Source organism: Allobosea sp. GW823-FHT02B03, from assembly GCF_058797755.1.
Map to the genome: position 1 here is coordinate 115991 of NZ_JBXAJY010000005.1, position 15370 is coordinate 131360.

A 15370-nucleotide genomic window follows, 5' to 3' on the forward strand; every position below is an offset into this window, starting at 1 on the left:
GCGCGCCCGTTTCCCCGCCCCGCCGGCCGCTTCGGGACCGGCGGGGCAGCCGCCTTGAAGGGGCACCCCAATGAACCTCTCGAAGTTCTTCATCGACCGGCCGATCTTCGCCGGCGTCCTCTCCGTCCTCATCCTGATCGCCGGCCTGCTCTCGCTGCGCGTGCTGCCGATCTCGGAATATCCCGAGGTCGTGCCGCCGACCGTGGTGGTGCGGGCCCAGTATCCCGGCGCCAATCCGCGCGTCATCGCCGAGACCGTGGCGACGCCGATCGAGGAGCAGATCAACGGCGTCGAGGGTATGCTCTACATGTCGAGCCAGGCGACGACCGACGGCGTGATGACGCTGAACGTCACCTTCCGCCTCGGCACCGATCCGGACAAGGCCCAGCAACTGGTCCAGAACCGCGTCTCCCAGGCGGAGCCACGCCTGCCGGAGGAGGTGCGCCGCCTCGGCGTCACCACCATCAAGAGCTCGCCCGACCTGACGATGGTGGTGCACATCACCTCGCCGAACGGCCGCTACGACATGACCTATCTGCGCAACTACGCCGTCCTTAACGTCAAGGACCGGTTGGCGCGCATCGACGGCGTCGGCCAGGTCCAGCTCTTCGGCTCGGGCGACTATTCGATGCGCGTCTGGCTCGACCCGCAGAAGGTCGCCGAGCACGGGCTCTCGCCCTCCGACATCGTCCGCGAGATCCGCGCCCAGAACGTCCAGGCCGCGGCCGGCGTCATCGGCGCCTCGCCGAGCGGGCCTGGGCTCGACCTGCAGCTCTCGGTCAATGCGCAGGGCCGCCTCGCCAGCGAGGAGGAGTTCGGCGAGATCATCGTCAAGACCGCTCCGAGCGGCGCGGTCGTGCGCCTGAAGGACATTGCGCGCATCGAGCTCGGCGCCGCCGACTACGCGCTGCGCTCGTTGCTCAACGGCAAGTCGGCTGTCGCCGTGCCGATCTTCCAGGCCCCGAACTCGAACGCCATCGCCGTGGCCGACCAGGTCCAGGAGACGATGCGCGAGATCAAGCAGAACATGCCGGAAGGCGTGGACTACTCGATCGTCTACGACACCACGCAGTTCGTCCGCGCCTCGATCAAGGCGGTGATCACCACGCTGCTCGAGGCGGTGGCGCTGGTCGTGCTCGTCGTCATCGTCTTCCTGCAGACCTGGCGCGCCTCGATCATCCCGCTCGCCGCGGTCCCGGTCTCGGTCGTCGGCACCTTCGCGGTGATGTATCTCTTCGGCTTCTCGATCAACGCGCTTTCGCTGTTCGGCCTCGTCCTGGCGATCGGCATCGTCGTCGACGACGCGATCGTCGTGGTCGAGAACGTCGAGCGCAACATCGAGAACGGGCTCTCGCCGCGCGAGGCCACCTACAAGGCGATGCGCGAGGTCTCCGGCCCGATCATCGCGATCGCGCTCGTCCTCGTCGCGGTCTTCGTGCCGCTCGCCTTCATCAGCGGCCTGACCGGCCAGTTTTACCGCCAGTTCGCGCTCACCATCGCGATCTCGACGGTCATCTCGGCGATCAACTCGTTGACGCTCTCGCCGGCGCTCGCCGCGCTGCTGCTGCGTGGGCACGACGCCCCCAAGGACGCGCTGACCCGCTTCATGGACAAGCTGTTCGGCTGGTTCTTCCGCGGCTTCAACCGCTTCTTCAACCGCTCCTCGCAGGCCTATGGTGTCGGCGTCGGCCGCATCCTGACCCGCAAGACGGCGATGATGGCGGTCTATCTCGTGCTCGTCGGCCTGACCGTGGTGCTCTTCCGCGCGGTGCCGTCGGGCTTCGTGCCGGGCCAGGACAAGCAGTATCTCGTCGGCTTCGCCCAGCTTCCCGACGCGGCGACGCTTGACCGCACCGAGGACGTCATCCGCAAGATGGACGAGATCGCGCTGAAGCATCCCGGCGTCGAGAACGCGATCTCCTTCCCGGGCCTGTCGATCAACGGATTCACCAACTCCTCCAATGCCGGCATCGTCTTCGTCGGCCTGAAGCCCTTCGACCAGCGCAAGGACCCCTCGCTCTCGGGCAACGCCATTGCCATGCAGCTCAACAAGGAGTTCGCCGGCATCAAGGAGGCGTTCATCGCGATGTTTCCGCCGCCGCCCGTCCAGGGCCTCGGCACCATCGGCGGCTTCAAGCTGCAGATCGAGGACCGCGCCGGCCTCGGCTACAAGGCGCTCGACGAGGCGACCAAGGCCTTCATGGCCAAGGCCGCGGCGGCGCCCGAGCTCGCCGGCATGTTCTCGAGCTTCCAGGTCAACGTGCCCCAGCTCTATGCCGACATCGACCGGACCAAGGCGCGCCAGCTCGGCGTTCCCGTCACCGATGTCTTCGAGACGCTGCAGATCTATCTGGGATCGTCCTATGTGAACGACTTCAACAAGTTCGGCCGCACCTACACCGTGCGCGTCCAGGCCGACGCGCCCTACCGCGCCTATCAGGAGGATATCGGCAAGCTCAAGGTCCGCTCGCTCTCGGGCGAGATGGTGCCGCTCTCGGCCGTGCTCAACGTGCGCACCGATGCCGGCCCCGAACGGGCGATGCGCTATAACGGCTTCCTCAGCGCCGACATCAATGCCGGCCCGGCTCCCGGCTTCTCCTCGGGCCAGGCGCAGGACGCCGTCACCCGCATCGCCGCCGAGACGCTGCCCAAGGGTTTTGCCTTCGAATGGACCGAGCTGACCTATCAGGAGATCCTGGCCGGCAATTCCGCCGTCCTGGTCTTCCCGGTCGCGATCCTGCTCGTCTTCCTGGTGCTGGCGGCGCAGTATGAGAGCCTGACCCTGCCGGTCGCGATCCTGCTGATCATCCCGATGGGCCTGCTCGCGGCGATGGCCGGTGTCTGGTGGAGCGGTGGCGACAACAATGTCTTCACCCAGATCGGCCTCGTCGTCCTTGTCGGGCTATCGGCCAAGAACGCCATCCTGATCGTCGAATTCGCGCGCGAGCTCGAATTCGAGGGCCGGACGCCGGTCGAGGCCGCGATCGAGGCCAGCCGCCTGCGCCTGCGGCCTATCCTGATGACCTCGCTCGCCTTCATCATGGGCGTGGTGCCGCTGGTGATCTCGACCGGGGCGGGCGCCGAGATGCGCCAGGCCATGGGCATCGCGGTCTTCGCCGGCATGATCGGCGTCACCGCCTTCGGCATCTTCCTGACGCCGGTCTTCTACGTGCTGATGCGCAAGCTCTCGGGCAACAAGCCGCTGCGCCAGCATGGGGTGGAGGAGAAGGGGGAGCTGGCCGAGGCGGCCTAGGGGATCGCTGGCAGGGTTGCGCTTTGCGCGATCCTGCCGGTTCCCGTCCCTGCCGACAGCCCTGTCATGCCGGAAGGCATGGCGGGGCTAAGCTCTATTGGGTTGGCTGCAATGGTGATGCTGTTCGGCCATGACGTTCACAGCAACGCCAGGTTGGCGTGGGGCGCCGCAAGCAGACATCAGCCTACCGGTCGGAAGCCGATGTTCGCGCTTGCAGCTCAAGGTGCTTTGGCTGTCGTTGCTTTCGGTCGAGGCGATATGGCGGACGTCGCCTGCCCGATCTTGCGGTCACGAGCGCCGATGTGAGCAGCCCAATCGCCGACTGGGCTGCACACATCGTCTAGCTCACCATTTGTAGTTGACGCCCACCCGGACGAGGCCGGCTCCAGCGCTGCTATCGGTCGTCGCTGTATAGGTGCCCGCCGGAAGCGCTCCGCCCGGCGGGTTGACGAAGAATCTCGACTTCCTGCCCTCACTGGTGTCGAGGTAGAGACCTTCGAGCTTGACCGACCAGTTGTTGGTAAAGGCGTACTCGACGCCGCCGCCGATCGTCCAACCCACGTTGCTGGTGTTATTGCCCGTCAGCGGGTTGCTGTTCAGGCCGCCATAGGCCAAGCCGCCCGTAATATAGATCAGCGTGCGGTCGAAGGCGTAACCGACGCGAGCGCGAACGGTTCCGAGATAGCCGCCGTCATCCTCGCCCCTGCCGCGCCACCAGTCGTAAGGCCCCCAGGCAACGCGCCCGCCGATATCGACGTACTGAATGTCTGTCTCCAGACCGTACACGATCGCGCCGGACTGCCAGTTATAGCCGATCTGCCCTCCGCCGACGAAGGACCCGTCACCGCCGCCACCTGACAGAATGCCGGACGAGGCAACCGTAGGCCCGGTGATGTGGACGTTGCGGGAGTTGGCCCACCCGACACCTGCGTTCAGGCCAATGTAGAAGCCCGCCCATGTGAAGACAGGCACGTACACGGGAGGCGCCTGTCGGACCGGGAGATCAGCCGAGTAGGCTGAGTTGGCTATACCGCTGGCAAGGACGACAGCGGCTAAGAGCTTTAAGCGCATAGTGTCTCCTCCGGCTTGTTGTTGCGTAGAAGCGATCTTCGCAGCCTGAAAGTGAACGACCATCCTGAACGCACCGCTAATACCTTGCGTTCGACGGAATGACGCCGGTAGTGAAATCGTGCATCAAATCGATACTTCACGCTCTTTTGATCGCGAATTCTGACAATCCCGGGGGAGTTCAACGTCGCCTGGGATGCGGGCGATGGTGCGCAGCTGCCCGGCCTGGGAGGCGATGAACGCCAGGCGTGTCGGTGGGCGCCCGCCGGCATTGGGCCCTGTATGGCTCGACCGGCGACTGCGCTCGTCGCGCCTTCGTGCATGGCGGGGCTCTCGTCGTCCGCTCTAAAACGGCACATCGCCGTGGCCCGGTAACACCGGGCAGTCACACGTAGGGAAGGGGACCAGCTGGTCCTGTGCGGGATGATGCGGATGCTCGGGCGCGAATGCGACAGCGACGACGCGCAGCGGCTGCGAGGCCGCGCAGCCTCTCCGACGATGATGATGAGGCCCGAGCGCGGCGGGAGGGCAGCCGGCATCGCATCGAGACAGGCACGGGCCATCGTGGCAAGTGCCCTGATCGCTGGGACGTTCGCCTGCGCGGCACCCTCGTCCGCCTCGGCGCGCGAGCTGCGCCTTCGCTACGATGTCACGGTGCTGGGCGGGGTCTCTCTCGGCGAGATCGAAATGAAGGCGATGCTCGACCGCGCCGGCTATCGCATCGAGATCCGCTCGCGGCCCTCCGGGGCGGCTCAGCTCGTCGGGGCCGCGGAGCAATCGGGCAAGGTGGAAGGTCGCTGGGGCCGCAGCGGCCCCGAGCCTCGGCTCTACAGCGCGAACGGCTCGTGGCGCGGCCGGACCTATGTCAGCGAATTGCTCTATCAGCGCGGCTTGCCGACGATACGGCGGCAGGAGCCGTCGAACGAGGACCGCGAGGCCGTCCCGCCCGAGCTGATCCGCGGCACGGTCGACTCGCTCTCCGGCGTTGCCGGAATGCTGAAGAAGGTGGCGGAGACAGAAAGCTGCGACGGCTCGACGGCGATCTATGACGGCCGCCGCCGCTCGGTCGCGGTCATGACCTCGTCGGCGAAGGTTGAGGTGAGCGACCAGGGGTCGTTGAACGGCCGCGCTCTGAACTGCGGCTTCACCGTCCGGACGATCGCCGGCTTCCGGCATGACGATGATCGGCAGGCGGCGATGCGGCCCCTGAAAGGCTCGGTCCTGATCGCGCTGCGCGAGGGCGGCGAGTTTCCGCTGCCCTTGCGCTTCGAGGTCGAAACGCGCTGGTTCGGCACGGTTGCTGCCCAGCTCGCCGGACCGCCTGTTGCAGCCGATTGAGAGCCAGCGATCGGCCGATTGGACCGGCCGCCTCCTTGTCCGGCGACGAGGCACCCAAAGCCCGAACTCCGGACCTGCTCCCCTTCACCCAAGGCTTCCTCACTCCTGTGCTGCAAACGCGCTGCGGTTGCTTTCCTCGCGCGCGTCCTGGTCTCGCGTGGCCTCTGGTGCGTGGGTGCTCGGCCAGGGCAGGGGGCAGCAGAAAAATTCGGCTTCATCACCCTTTTGGGTGATGCATGCGGGTGCAGGAGGCGCCCAAGTCCGACCGATTTGTTCGGTCGTCACTTGGGGGGAGCCGGGACATCTCGCGCTGGGGCTGCGGATCGCAGCTTCGCGCGGCTGTTTCGGCTGGGGTTTCCGGCATGGATATCGGTGTCTACGTACAAGAGTATCTGCGCGCAGCGATCCGCCAACCGAAGCAATTCCTGGAGACCCGCCCGAAGCGCCTGTGCACGATCTGCGGCCATGAGGGGCGTTTCCTCGATGTCGGCCCGCGCCCGGAAGCACGCTGTCCGAACTGCTCCTCCAAGGAGCGCGACCGGATCATGGGACTCTACCTGCGCAATAACGGCGTCGACATGAAGGACAAGAACCTTCTGCACTTCTCTGCCGAGCGACCGTTCTTCAGGCAGTGGAAGCACTATCCCGGCTATGTCGCCGGCGACATCAAGATCAGCAAGGTCGCGAACGCCGTGGTCGACATCACCGACATCAAGTTCGGCGATGGCCATTTCGACCATGTGATCTGCCACCATGTCCTCGAGCACGTGCCCAACGACGCCCAGGGCATCCGGGAGTGCTTCCGTGTCCTGAAGCCCGGCGGCACGGCATTCTTCTCGGTGCCGCTCGATCAATCCAGAGCCGAAACCTGGGAGCCGCCGCCGGAGATGTCGGCGGAGGAGGTCGAAAGCATCTGCGGCTGGGACCATGTCCGGCTCTATGGCCGCGATTTTCCGGACAAGCTCGCCGCGGTCGGCTTCAAGGTCGACGAAATCTCCTTCTCGCCGAAAGAGGGCGAGGAGCATCGCTTGACGGAGACCCACGCGCTTGCCCCGCAGGGGCTCGATCGGATTTTCGTCTGCACGCGCTGATCGAAGACGTCTGAGCAACGTCGAGCTGCTGCGCCGTTTGCTCAAGAGCGCGCCACTGCCCGCTTCGGCAGAGGCGTCGCTGTTGCTTATACTTGCACGTCTCGATACCGGCCCCGGCGATGCACGCAGGCGCACCTCGTTCGGTCCGTCGACATCGCGACGCCTGCCACCCTGAACGGTCGGAGGCAGGAGGCTTTGCGAGCCTGCCCTAGAGGCCGCCTGAGAACGCTTCCGAATTCCCTTGGCGGAAAGTCGAATTATCCGGCTTTGCAGCTGGCATTTTTCTTGCCACGTTCATGATGCTGCGGGCTGAAGTCTGCAGGGAACGTGGATCAAAAGAGGGGAGTTCGTGATGGGCATTCATGACGACGGAACTTTGGACGGCGCCACTCCCCAAAAAGACGAGGCGGCCCTGACCCTGGAGCGACGCAGCCTGTTCGGCCTCGGCCTCGCCGGCGCTGCGATCGGCGCGGCGGCGACCGGGCTCCTGACCCCGGCTTCGGCCCAGGCCCAGACGGCGGCGAAGAGCAAACTCCATATCGTCAAGGAACGCGGCAAGCTGATCGTCGGCACCGGCAGCACCAACCCGCCCTGGCACTTCCAGGACGCCAGCGGGAAGCTCGTCGGCATGGATATCGACCTTGCCAGGCTTCTGGCGAAGGGCCTGTTCGACGATTACGAGAAGGTCGAGTTCGTGCTGCAGGGCTCGGATGCCCGCATCCCCAGCCTCGTCACCGACAAGGTCGACATCGTCGTCCAATGGATGACGGTGACGCCGGGCCGGGCCCAGCAGGTCGAGTTCACCGTCCCCTATTACCGCGAAGGCGTCGGCCTGCTGATGCTGGCTCGCGGCGGCAAGTTCAAGAATTACGAGGAGCTGAAGGCGGCCGGCAAGGACGTCACCGTCGGCGGCATGCAGAACGTCTTCCTCGAGGAGTGGATCCGCAAGGCCCTGCCGCAGGCCAAGGTCGACGCCTTCGACAGCCCGGATGCAGCGATGCAGGCGCTCAACGCCCGCCGCATCGACGCCTCGATGCAGGACCAGTCGGCGATGCGCTGGCTGATGCAGCAGGCGCCCGGCCGCTTCGTCGATTCCGGCTTCGGCTGGATGCCGAACTCCTACGCCTCGGCGGTGAAGCCGGGTGACCCGATCTGGCTGAACTGGGTCAACACCGTCTACAAGGAGGCGATGATGGGCGTCGATTTCGACTACTTCGCCGCCTCCTACAAGAAGTGGTTCGGCATCGACCTGCCGATCCCGAAGGTCGGCTTCCCGCAGGAATTCGCCTGATCCCGCATTCGCCTGATCGCAACGTGGCGATGGCGGGCCGCTCCTGCGGCCCGCCGCTTTCGGGAACATCGCGACAGCCATGATCGACTACCATTTCGACTGGTCCGTCATCGCGCGGAACTGGGACAAGCTGACCGACGCTCTGCTGCTCGGGCTCTGGCTGGCGGTGATCTCGCTGGCGATCGGCTGCATCATCGGCATCCTGACGGCCTATGCCCGGCTTTCCGGCAAGAAATGGCTTTCGGGGCCGGTCTGGGCCTATGTCGAGTTCATCCGCTGCACGCCGCTGCTGCTGCTGATCTTCTTTCTGTATTTCGGCCTGCCGGAATTCGACATCAACTTCCTAGACAAGACCGAGAGCTTCGTACTCTCGCTCTCGCTCTATGCCGGCGCCTACATGTCCGAGGTCTTCCGCGCCGGCCTCTCCTCGATCCCCAAGCAATATGTCGAGGCGGCCAAGGCGATCGGCCTGCGGCCCTGGCAGCGTCAGGCCTATGTCGTACTGCCGGTGATGTTCCGGATCACCCTGCCGGCGGTCAGCAACAACCTGATCTCGCTGTTCAAGGACACTTCGCTCGCGGCGGCGATCGCGGTGCCGGAACTGACCTTCATCGCAAGGCAGATCAATGCCAACACCTTCCGGGTCATGGAGGTCTGGTTGACGGCGAGCGCGCTCTATCTCGCCACCGCCTATCTCATCGCCTTCCTGCTGCGCCAGGTCGAGCGCCGCTACGCCTCGATCCGCTAGAGCAGGATGCGAAAAAGTGGAAACCGGTTTTTTGCAGCAATCCTGCTCTAAACTCTTAGAATCGATCACGTTTTATGATTTTGGATCGACACGATCCAAAATCATCGTGATCTAGGAGCCGGCGATGGATTTCTCGATGGCTCCCGGCACCTTCTGGTTCGAGGCATGGCAGGCGCGCGCCTCGCTGCTCTCCGGCCTGGGTGTCACCTTGCTGAGCTCGGCGCTGAGCATCGTGATGGCGACCTTCTGCGGCGTCCTGATGGGTGTCGCGCTGTCCTATGGCTGGTGGTGGCTGAGGCTGCTGGCCAGGCTCTATGTCGACCTGATGCGCGGCATCCCGGTGCTCGTGCTGATCCTCTTCACCTATTACGGGCTCGCCCTGTTCGGCGTGAACGTCGCCGCCTTCTGGGCCGGGGTGATCGCGCTCGGCGCCTTCGCCACCGCCCATGTCGCCGAGAATTTTCGCGGGGCGGTCGAATCCGTGCCGGCCGGGCAGATGGAGGCCGCGAAGGCGATCGGCCTGACCTTCGGCCGGCGCCTGTATTATGTGATCCTGCCGCAGGCGTTCCGGCGCATGCTGCCACCCTGGGTCAATACCGGGCTCGAGATCGTCAAGGGCACGACGCTGCTCTCGATCATCGGCGTGGTCGAGCTGCTGCTCTCGGCCCAGCAGCAGATGGCGCGCAACTACATGATCGTCGAGTTCTACATGCTGACGGTAGTTCTCTACCTGATCATCAACTTCACGCTGGCGCAGCTCGGCGCGCTGCTGGAACGCAAGACCTCCTATCTGCGCTACTGAACGGGATGCGACTGCCGATGACCGAGCCAGCCCTGCTCCAGGCCACCAATGTCCGCAAGCATTTCGGCGAGATCGAGGTGCTGAAGGGGATCGATCTCACCGTCAGGCAGGGGCAGGTGGTGTCGCTGATCGGCGCCTCCGGCTCCGGCAAGACGACCTTCCTGCGCTGCGTCAACCTCCTCGAGGAGCATGATGGCGGCGAGATCCTGCTCGACGGCGACCCGATCGGCTACCGGATGGTGGGCGAGACCCGCAAGCGCCTGAGCGAGACGAAAATCTCGGCCCAGCGCGCCCGTATCGGCATGGTCTTCCAGCAGTTCAACCTGTTCCCGCATCTGACCGCCGGCCAGAACGTCATGCTCGGCCTGACCAAGGTGCAGGGCAAGAGCGCCACCGAGGCGAAGGAGATCGCCGAGCACTGGCTCGGCCGCGTCGGCCTCGCCGAGCGCCGCGACCACTACCCCTACCAGCTCTCGGGCGGCCAGCAGCAGCGCGTCGCGATCGCCCGTGCCGTCGCCATGCAGCCGCGGCTCCTGCTCTTCGACGAGGTCACCTCGGCGCTCGATCCCGAGCTGGTCGCCGAGGTGCTCGGCGTGATGCAGGCGCTCGCCGAATCCGGCATGACCATGCTGCTGGTCAGCCACGAAATGCTCTTCGTCCGCGAGGTCTCGCACCACGTCCTGTTCCTCGACCAGGGCCGGGTCGCGCAGGAGGGCAAGCCCTCCGAGGTCTTCGACAATCCGAAGAACGAGCGCCTGCGCAGCTTCCTAGGGCGCTTTCACGGTATCTTCAGCCGCTGAGGCGGCCGGGACGGACCTTTACGACAGCGCCCGTCATTCCGGCCGCAGCGAAGCGGAGGGCCGGAGGCCATCGTAGGGCGCTGACGCCTCAAGCTCGCGCTCTACGGTTGCCTCCGGAGTCGCGCGGCTTAGCCGCTCGTCCGGAATGACAGCGACAATCTGGAAAAGCGGGCGTCAGGACCCGCTCGCCTTCACATGCGGCCGCAGCACGCCCTGTTCGGCGAAGGTGCTGCGATTGCTCTCCTTGCGCTTCTTGATCTCGGCGCGGGCGACGGTGCGCAGGTGCACCTCGTCCGGCCCGTCGATGAAGCGCAGTGCACGGCCCCAGCTGTAGATGAAGGCCAGCGGCGTGTCGTTGGAGAGCCCGCCGGCGCCGAAGACCTGCATGGCCCTGTCGGCGATCTTGGTCTGCAGTCTGGCAGCCACGACCTTGATCGCCGAAACCTCGGTGCGCGCGGCCTTGTTGCCGTGCTTGTCCATCATCCAGGCGGCGCGCAGGCAGAGCAGGCGGGCCTGGTCGATCTCCATGCGTCCCTCGGCGATCCAGTCCTGGACATTGGCATAGTCGGAGAGGTGGCGGCCGAAGGCCTTCCGCTCCAGCGCGCGCTCGACCATCAGTTCGAGCGCCACCTCGCACTGGCCGATCGTGCGCATGCAATGATGGATGCGGCCCGGCCCGAGCCGCGCCTGGGCGAGCGCGAAGCCTGCGCCTTCCTCGCCGAGCAGGTTGGCCGCCGGCACGCGGACATTGTTGAAGTCGGTCTCTGTGTGGCCTTCGATCGAATAATGGTTCAGCAGCGGCAGGTTGCGCATCACGGTGAGGCCGGGAGCGTCCATCGGCACGATGATCATGCTGTGGCGCTTGTGCGGATCGGCGTCGGGCGCCGTATCCGACAGGCCCATGACGATGCAGAGCTTCGCCTTCGGATGCAGAGCGCCGGTCGTCCACCATTTCCGGCCGTTGATGACGTAATCGTCGCCGTCGCGGATGATCGTGGTCTGGAGATTGGTCGGGTCAGAGGAGGCGACGCCCGGCTCGGTGATCCCGACGCAGGAGCGGATCTCGCCGTTGAGCAGCGGGTTCAGCCAGTGTTCGCGCTGCTCGGGCGTCGCGAACATGTGCAGGATTTCCATGTTCCCGGTGTCGGGGGCGTTGCAGTTGAACACCTCCGAGGACCAGAAGATCCGGCCCATGATCTCGGCAAGCGGGGCGTATTCGAGATTGCTGAGCCGCGTTCCCGGCTCGCCTTCCTTCAGCGCCGGCAGGAACAGGTTCCAGAGCCCGGCCGCCCTGGCCTTCTGCTTGAGGCCGTCGATCAGGGCCGTCGGATAACGCCCGGCCTCGACCTCGTGCTTCCAGGCGGCGTCGGCCGGCTGGATATGGGTATCCATGAAGTCCTGCAGCTTCGCGCGCAGCTCCTCGACCCTGGCCGAATAAGCGAAATCCATGGTGTTTCTCCTCGAACCTAAGGTGTCATGCTCGGGTCTGCGCTTCGCTCCGTCCGAGAATGACAACAAGAACAAACCTAGACGTCATTGCGCTCGATCACGCTCGCGGCACGTCGCGCGAAGCTTTCGGCCATCGCGCCGACCGAGACCGCGTTCTCGGCGGCCGCGTTTCCGGTCTTTGCCCGCGCGGCGATGCCGTCGAGGATGACGGCGAAGCGGAACAGCGAGAAGGCGATATGGAAGCGCCCCGGTCCCCGCGCCCGGCCGGCGGCGGCGCAGTAGCGGTCGATGTACTCTTCCTGCGTCGGTATGCCGAGCGCTTCCCGGTCGAGCCCGACGATGCCGGCATACATGTCCGGCGTCGAGTGCCAGGGCAGGCAGGAGAAGGCGACATCCGAGAGCGGGTGGCCGAGCGTCGAGAGTTCCCAGTCGAGCACGGCGACGACCTTCGGCTCCGCGGGCGCGAACATCAGATTGCCCAATCGGAAGTCACCATGGACGATGGTTGTGTCCGGCGTCTCGTCGAGATTTGCGCCGAGCCAGTCGATGGCGTGGTCGATCGCGGGGATGTCCTGCGTCTTGGTTTCCCGCCATTGCCGGCCCCAGCGCGCGAGCTGGCGGGCATAATAATTCCCCGGCTTGCCGAAATCGGCGAGGCCCGCAGCCTGCCAGTCGAAGCCGTGCAGCGCGGCCAGCGTCTCAGCCATGGCGAAATACATCGCCCGGCGATCGGCCGGCGCGATGCCGGGGAGAGCGGTCTCGTGGAAGACGCGGCCTTCCAGCCGCTCCATCAGATAGAACGGCGTGCCGACGACATCGTCGGTCTCGTGCAGCAGCAATACCGGCGGCACCGGCACGGCGGAGCCCGCGAGCGCCTTCAGGATGCGGTATTCGCGCTCGACCGCATGGGCCGAGGGCAGGAGCGGCCCCGGCGGCTTCTTGCGCAGGACGAGGCGCGTGCCGGCGTCGGGATAGGAGACGAAGAAGGTCGGGTTCGACTGGCCGCCGCTGATCCGCTCCAGCTCCAGCTTGCCGGCGGCGCGGCCGGGCAGGGCGGAACGCAGGAAGGCGTCGAGCCGGGCGGGATCGAATTCGGGGGGAGCGGAGGCAGGGCCGGCTGACATGGCGGGCATATTCGGGGGCGTGCCGGGGAAGGTCAACGCGCAAGCGCGCTCAGTCCGGCTCTCCGGTTTTGAGCCTGACCACCGAGACCGAGCAGAGCGCTTCGGCGACGACCTTGGTCGAGACGCTGCCGAGATGGCGGCGCACGGCCGAAGAGGAGCGGGCGCCGACCACGATATGGTCGATGTCGTTGCGCTCGGCATGGCGCAGGATCGCATCGGCGGCGCTGACGGCCTCGATGACGTGATAGCTCACCCGTTCCTCCGGCAGGTGCAGCGGCCTCGCCCAGTCTTTCAGCGCCACCAGCCGCTTGATGTAGAGCGAGCGGCCCTCTTCATCGACGGTCCTGGTTTCGCCGATGATCTCGGTGCGCAGCACGGTGACGCAGGCGAGCCAGGAATCCTCGCGCGCCGCGAGCAGGCGGTTGGTCTCGGCCAGGATCGCGCCGGCCAGCGGCCCTTCGCCCTCCGAGAGGTCGACCGCCGTCAGGATGATCGATGGGCCGGCCTTGCGGCGGGCCTGTGTCGGTGCGCCGGTGATCTCCTGCTCGTCGCGCTTCTGGAACAGGGCGACGAGGCGCTGCCAGAGCCCGTGCGGCCGCTCGCGCCGCCGGCGCGCCACCGTGACCTGTTCGGGATGGCGCAGGTCGAAGGCGAGCTTGCTGGCATCGGCATAGCGCCGGCCGCGATCGACCTCGAGGCAGCGCCGGACGATCTCCTCGAGCCAGGCGGGAGCCTCCGGATTGACGGCCCTGAGCGGCTTCGGCTGATGATAGAGTCGGCGCTTCATGCCGGCGACGGTCTGCGGCCGGCCGAAGGGCTCCTCGCCGCAGGCCATCTGATAGAGCAGGCAGCCGAGCGCGAAGAGATCGCTCGCCGGGTCGGCGCGGTCGCCCAGCACCTGCTCGGGCGCGATATAGGCGGCGGTGCCCATCGGCATGGTGCTCTCGGCGCCGAGCAGGTCCGGCAGCTCGGCATGATGCGCCAGGCCGAAATCGAGCAGCACCACCCGGTTCCCGACCATCATCACGTTCTCGGGCTTGAGATCGAGATGCACCACACCCTGCCGGTGGAGTTCGGCGAGTGCGATGGCGATCGCCTCGCCGATGCGCGCGATCTCGGCGGCCGGCAAGGGTGCCCGGCGCATGATCTCCGCCAGGCTCGTGCCGGCGACGAACTCCATGGCGATATAGGGCGTGCGGGCAAGATCGCCGGCGGCGACGAAGCGCGGCACATGCGGGCCGGCGAGCCGGCGATGGATCAGCGCCTCGGCCTCGTAGCCGAGGATTGCCGAGACGTCGTCGCCCGGGTCGAAGAACGGGATCTTGAGCACGAGCGGCGCCGCCTCGTCCGGATGGCTGGCGCGCCAGAGCGTCGCCATGCCGCCGGCCTTCAGCTTTTCCGTCAGCGTGAAGCCGTCGATCACCGTGCCCACCTGCGGCCTCTCCATTCCGGTTCTCCCTCAGCGGCCGATCAGCAGGCGCATGCCGAGCCATTCCGGCAGTCCGGCGGCGGCGATCTTGCGGGCAGTCGCCTGCATGTCATAGGGCACGCGAACCATCGTCACCTCGGCGAGATCGGTGTCGAGCAAGGCGAAACAGGCCGCCGGGTCGCCATCGCGCGGCTGGCCGACGGCACCGACCACCAGCACGTGCCGCCGCAGCGCCGAGAGCGGCGCGGCGAGGTTGCGGCGCGGCGTGAACTTCACCGGCTCGCGGCCCGGCCTGGCGTAGAACAGCGCCGGGATATGGGTATGTCCGCAGACGATCAGCGGGGCTTCGCTGGCGGCGAGGCATTGTCCGGCGGCATGGGCGTCCGTGACATAGGGCCAGTCGGCCGGCGTCCGCGCGCTCGCATGGACGAAGAGCGTGTCGTCGATCGTCACCAAGAATGGCAGGCCCGCGAGAAAGCCGCGCTGCTCCGGCGAAAGCTGCGCGCGCGTCCATAGGGCTGCTTCACGGGCATGTGGCGTCATGCCGACTGGGCCGTGCACGGCGGCCTCGTCATGGTTGCCGAGGATGCACAGCGCGCCGGCCGAGACGAGCCTGGTCGCCATGTCGACGGCGAAGCCGGGATCGGGTCCGTAGCCGACGATGTCGCCGAGCAACACGAGCCGATCCGGCCGCAGATGGCTCACCGCCTCCAGCACCGCCTCCAGTGCCTCGCGGTTCGCGTGGATGTCCGAGAGAACGGCGATGCGCATGTCGGGCGAGGCGGGTCCGCTGGTCTTGGCGTATCTGGCAGCGCGAATGCCGGCTTGGCCAGTGCGCCTTTCGGCTCAGGCGGCCGGGCACGGGTTGATCGTGCAAGCTGGGGCTGCGATACTGCCCGCACCATGATGATGTTCGCAGTCTTCGATCTCGCCTGACCTTCGTGCGGACCTGAGGCGCCAAAGGCGCTCCGGCACCG

12 protein-coding genes are annotated in these 15370 nt (G+C 66.3%); 7 read left to right on the forward strand and 5 right to left on the reverse strand.

All coding sequences use genetic code 11. The features are described 5' to 3' along the window. The first annotated feature begins 70 nt into the window (after window positions 1-70). On the forward strand, window positions 71-3253 hold the full coding sequence (locus AC1REK_RS17675; protein ID WP_492269033.1) for an efflux RND transporter permease subunit: 3183 nt from the start codon (window positions 71-73) through the stop codon (window positions 3251-3253). A 345-nt stretch (window positions 3254-3598) separates the two neighbouring features. Here the strand turns inward: AC1REK_RS17675 and AC1REK_RS17680 are convergent, their stop codons facing one another. Next, entirely contained in the window at window positions 3599-4231 is a 633-nt protein-coding gene (locus AC1REK_RS17680) for an outer membrane protein (protein WP_316019578.1), read from the reverse strand. A gap of 654 nt (window positions 4232-4885) precedes the next feature. Here AC1REK_RS17680 and AC1REK_RS17685 point away from each other — a divergent pair. From AC1REK_RS17685 to AC1REK_RS17710, 6 genes are all read left to right on the forward strand, one after another. Then, window positions 4886-5659 carry a DUF3108 domain-containing protein gene (locus tag AC1REK_RS17685; protein ID WP_492269032.1) on the forward strand — a complete coding sequence of 258 codons (774 nt, stop codon included), beginning with the start codon at window positions 4886-4888 and terminating at the stop codon, window positions 5657-5659. A gap of 362 nt (window positions 5660-6021) precedes the next feature. Beyond that, window positions 6022-6750: a class I SAM-dependent methyltransferase gene (locus AC1REK_RS17690; RefSeq protein WP_492269031.1), complete on the forward strand. Its 729-nt coding sequence runs from the start codon at window positions 6022-6024 to the stop codon at window positions 6748-6750. 352 nt (window positions 6751-7102) lie between these two features. Continuing rightward, window positions 7103-8041, forward strand: a complete 939-nt coding sequence (locus tag AC1REK_RS17695) for a transporter substrate-binding domain-containing protein (RefSeq protein WP_327523816.1) — start codon at window positions 7103-7105, stop codon at window positions 8039-8041. A gap of 82 nt (window positions 8042-8123) precedes the next feature. Beyond that, window positions 8124-8789, forward strand: a complete 666-nt coding sequence (locus AC1REK_RS17700; RefSeq protein ID WP_316019609.1) for an amino acid ABC transporter permease — start codon at window positions 8124-8126, stop codon at window positions 8787-8789. 124 nt (window positions 8790-8913) lie between these two features. Then, window positions 8914-9591, forward strand: coding sequence for an amino acid ABC transporter permease (locus AC1REK_RS17705; RefSeq protein WP_492269030.1), 678 nt, complete (start codon window positions 8914-8916; stop codon window positions 9589-9591). 17 nt (window positions 9592-9608) lie between these two features. Continuing rightward, a complete protein-coding gene (locus tag AC1REK_RS17710) occupies window positions 9609-10391 on the forward strand; it encodes an amino acid ABC transporter ATP-binding protein (protein ID WP_492269029.1) in 783 nt (260 codons plus the stop codon). A gap of 174 nt (window positions 10392-10565) precedes the next feature. On the opposite strand, the gene AC1REK_RS17715 is transcribed toward AC1REK_RS17710, so the two are convergent. The 4 genes from AC1REK_RS17715 to AC1REK_RS17730 all read right to left on the reverse strand — a co-directional run bounded on the left by AC1REK_RS17715 (window position 10566) and on the right by AC1REK_RS17730 (window position 15164). Next, window positions 10566-11840: an acyl-CoA dehydrogenase family protein gene (locus AC1REK_RS17715; protein WP_492269028.1), complete on the reverse strand. Its 1275-nt coding sequence runs from the start codon at window positions 11838-11840 to the stop codon at window positions 10566-10568. A gap of 77 nt (window positions 11841-11917) precedes the next feature. Continuing rightward, window positions 11918-12964: a phosphotransferase family protein gene (locus tag AC1REK_RS17720; RefSeq protein WP_492269027.1), complete on the reverse strand. Its 1047-nt coding sequence runs from the start codon at window positions 12962-12964 to the stop codon at window positions 11918-11920. 49 nt (window positions 12965-13013) lie between these two features. Then, window positions 13014-14411, reverse strand: a complete 1398-nt coding sequence (locus tag AC1REK_RS17725) for a protein kinase domain-containing protein (RefSeq protein ID WP_492269026.1) — start codon at window positions 14409-14411, stop codon at window positions 13014-13016. A gap of 12 nt (window positions 14412-14423) precedes the next feature. Continuing rightward, window positions 14424-15164: a metallophosphoesterase family protein gene (locus AC1REK_RS17730; RefSeq protein ID WP_492269025.1), complete on the reverse strand. Its 741-nt coding sequence runs from the start codon at window positions 15162-15164 to the stop codon at window positions 14424-14426. Window positions 15165-15370 lie beyond the last annotated feature (206 nt).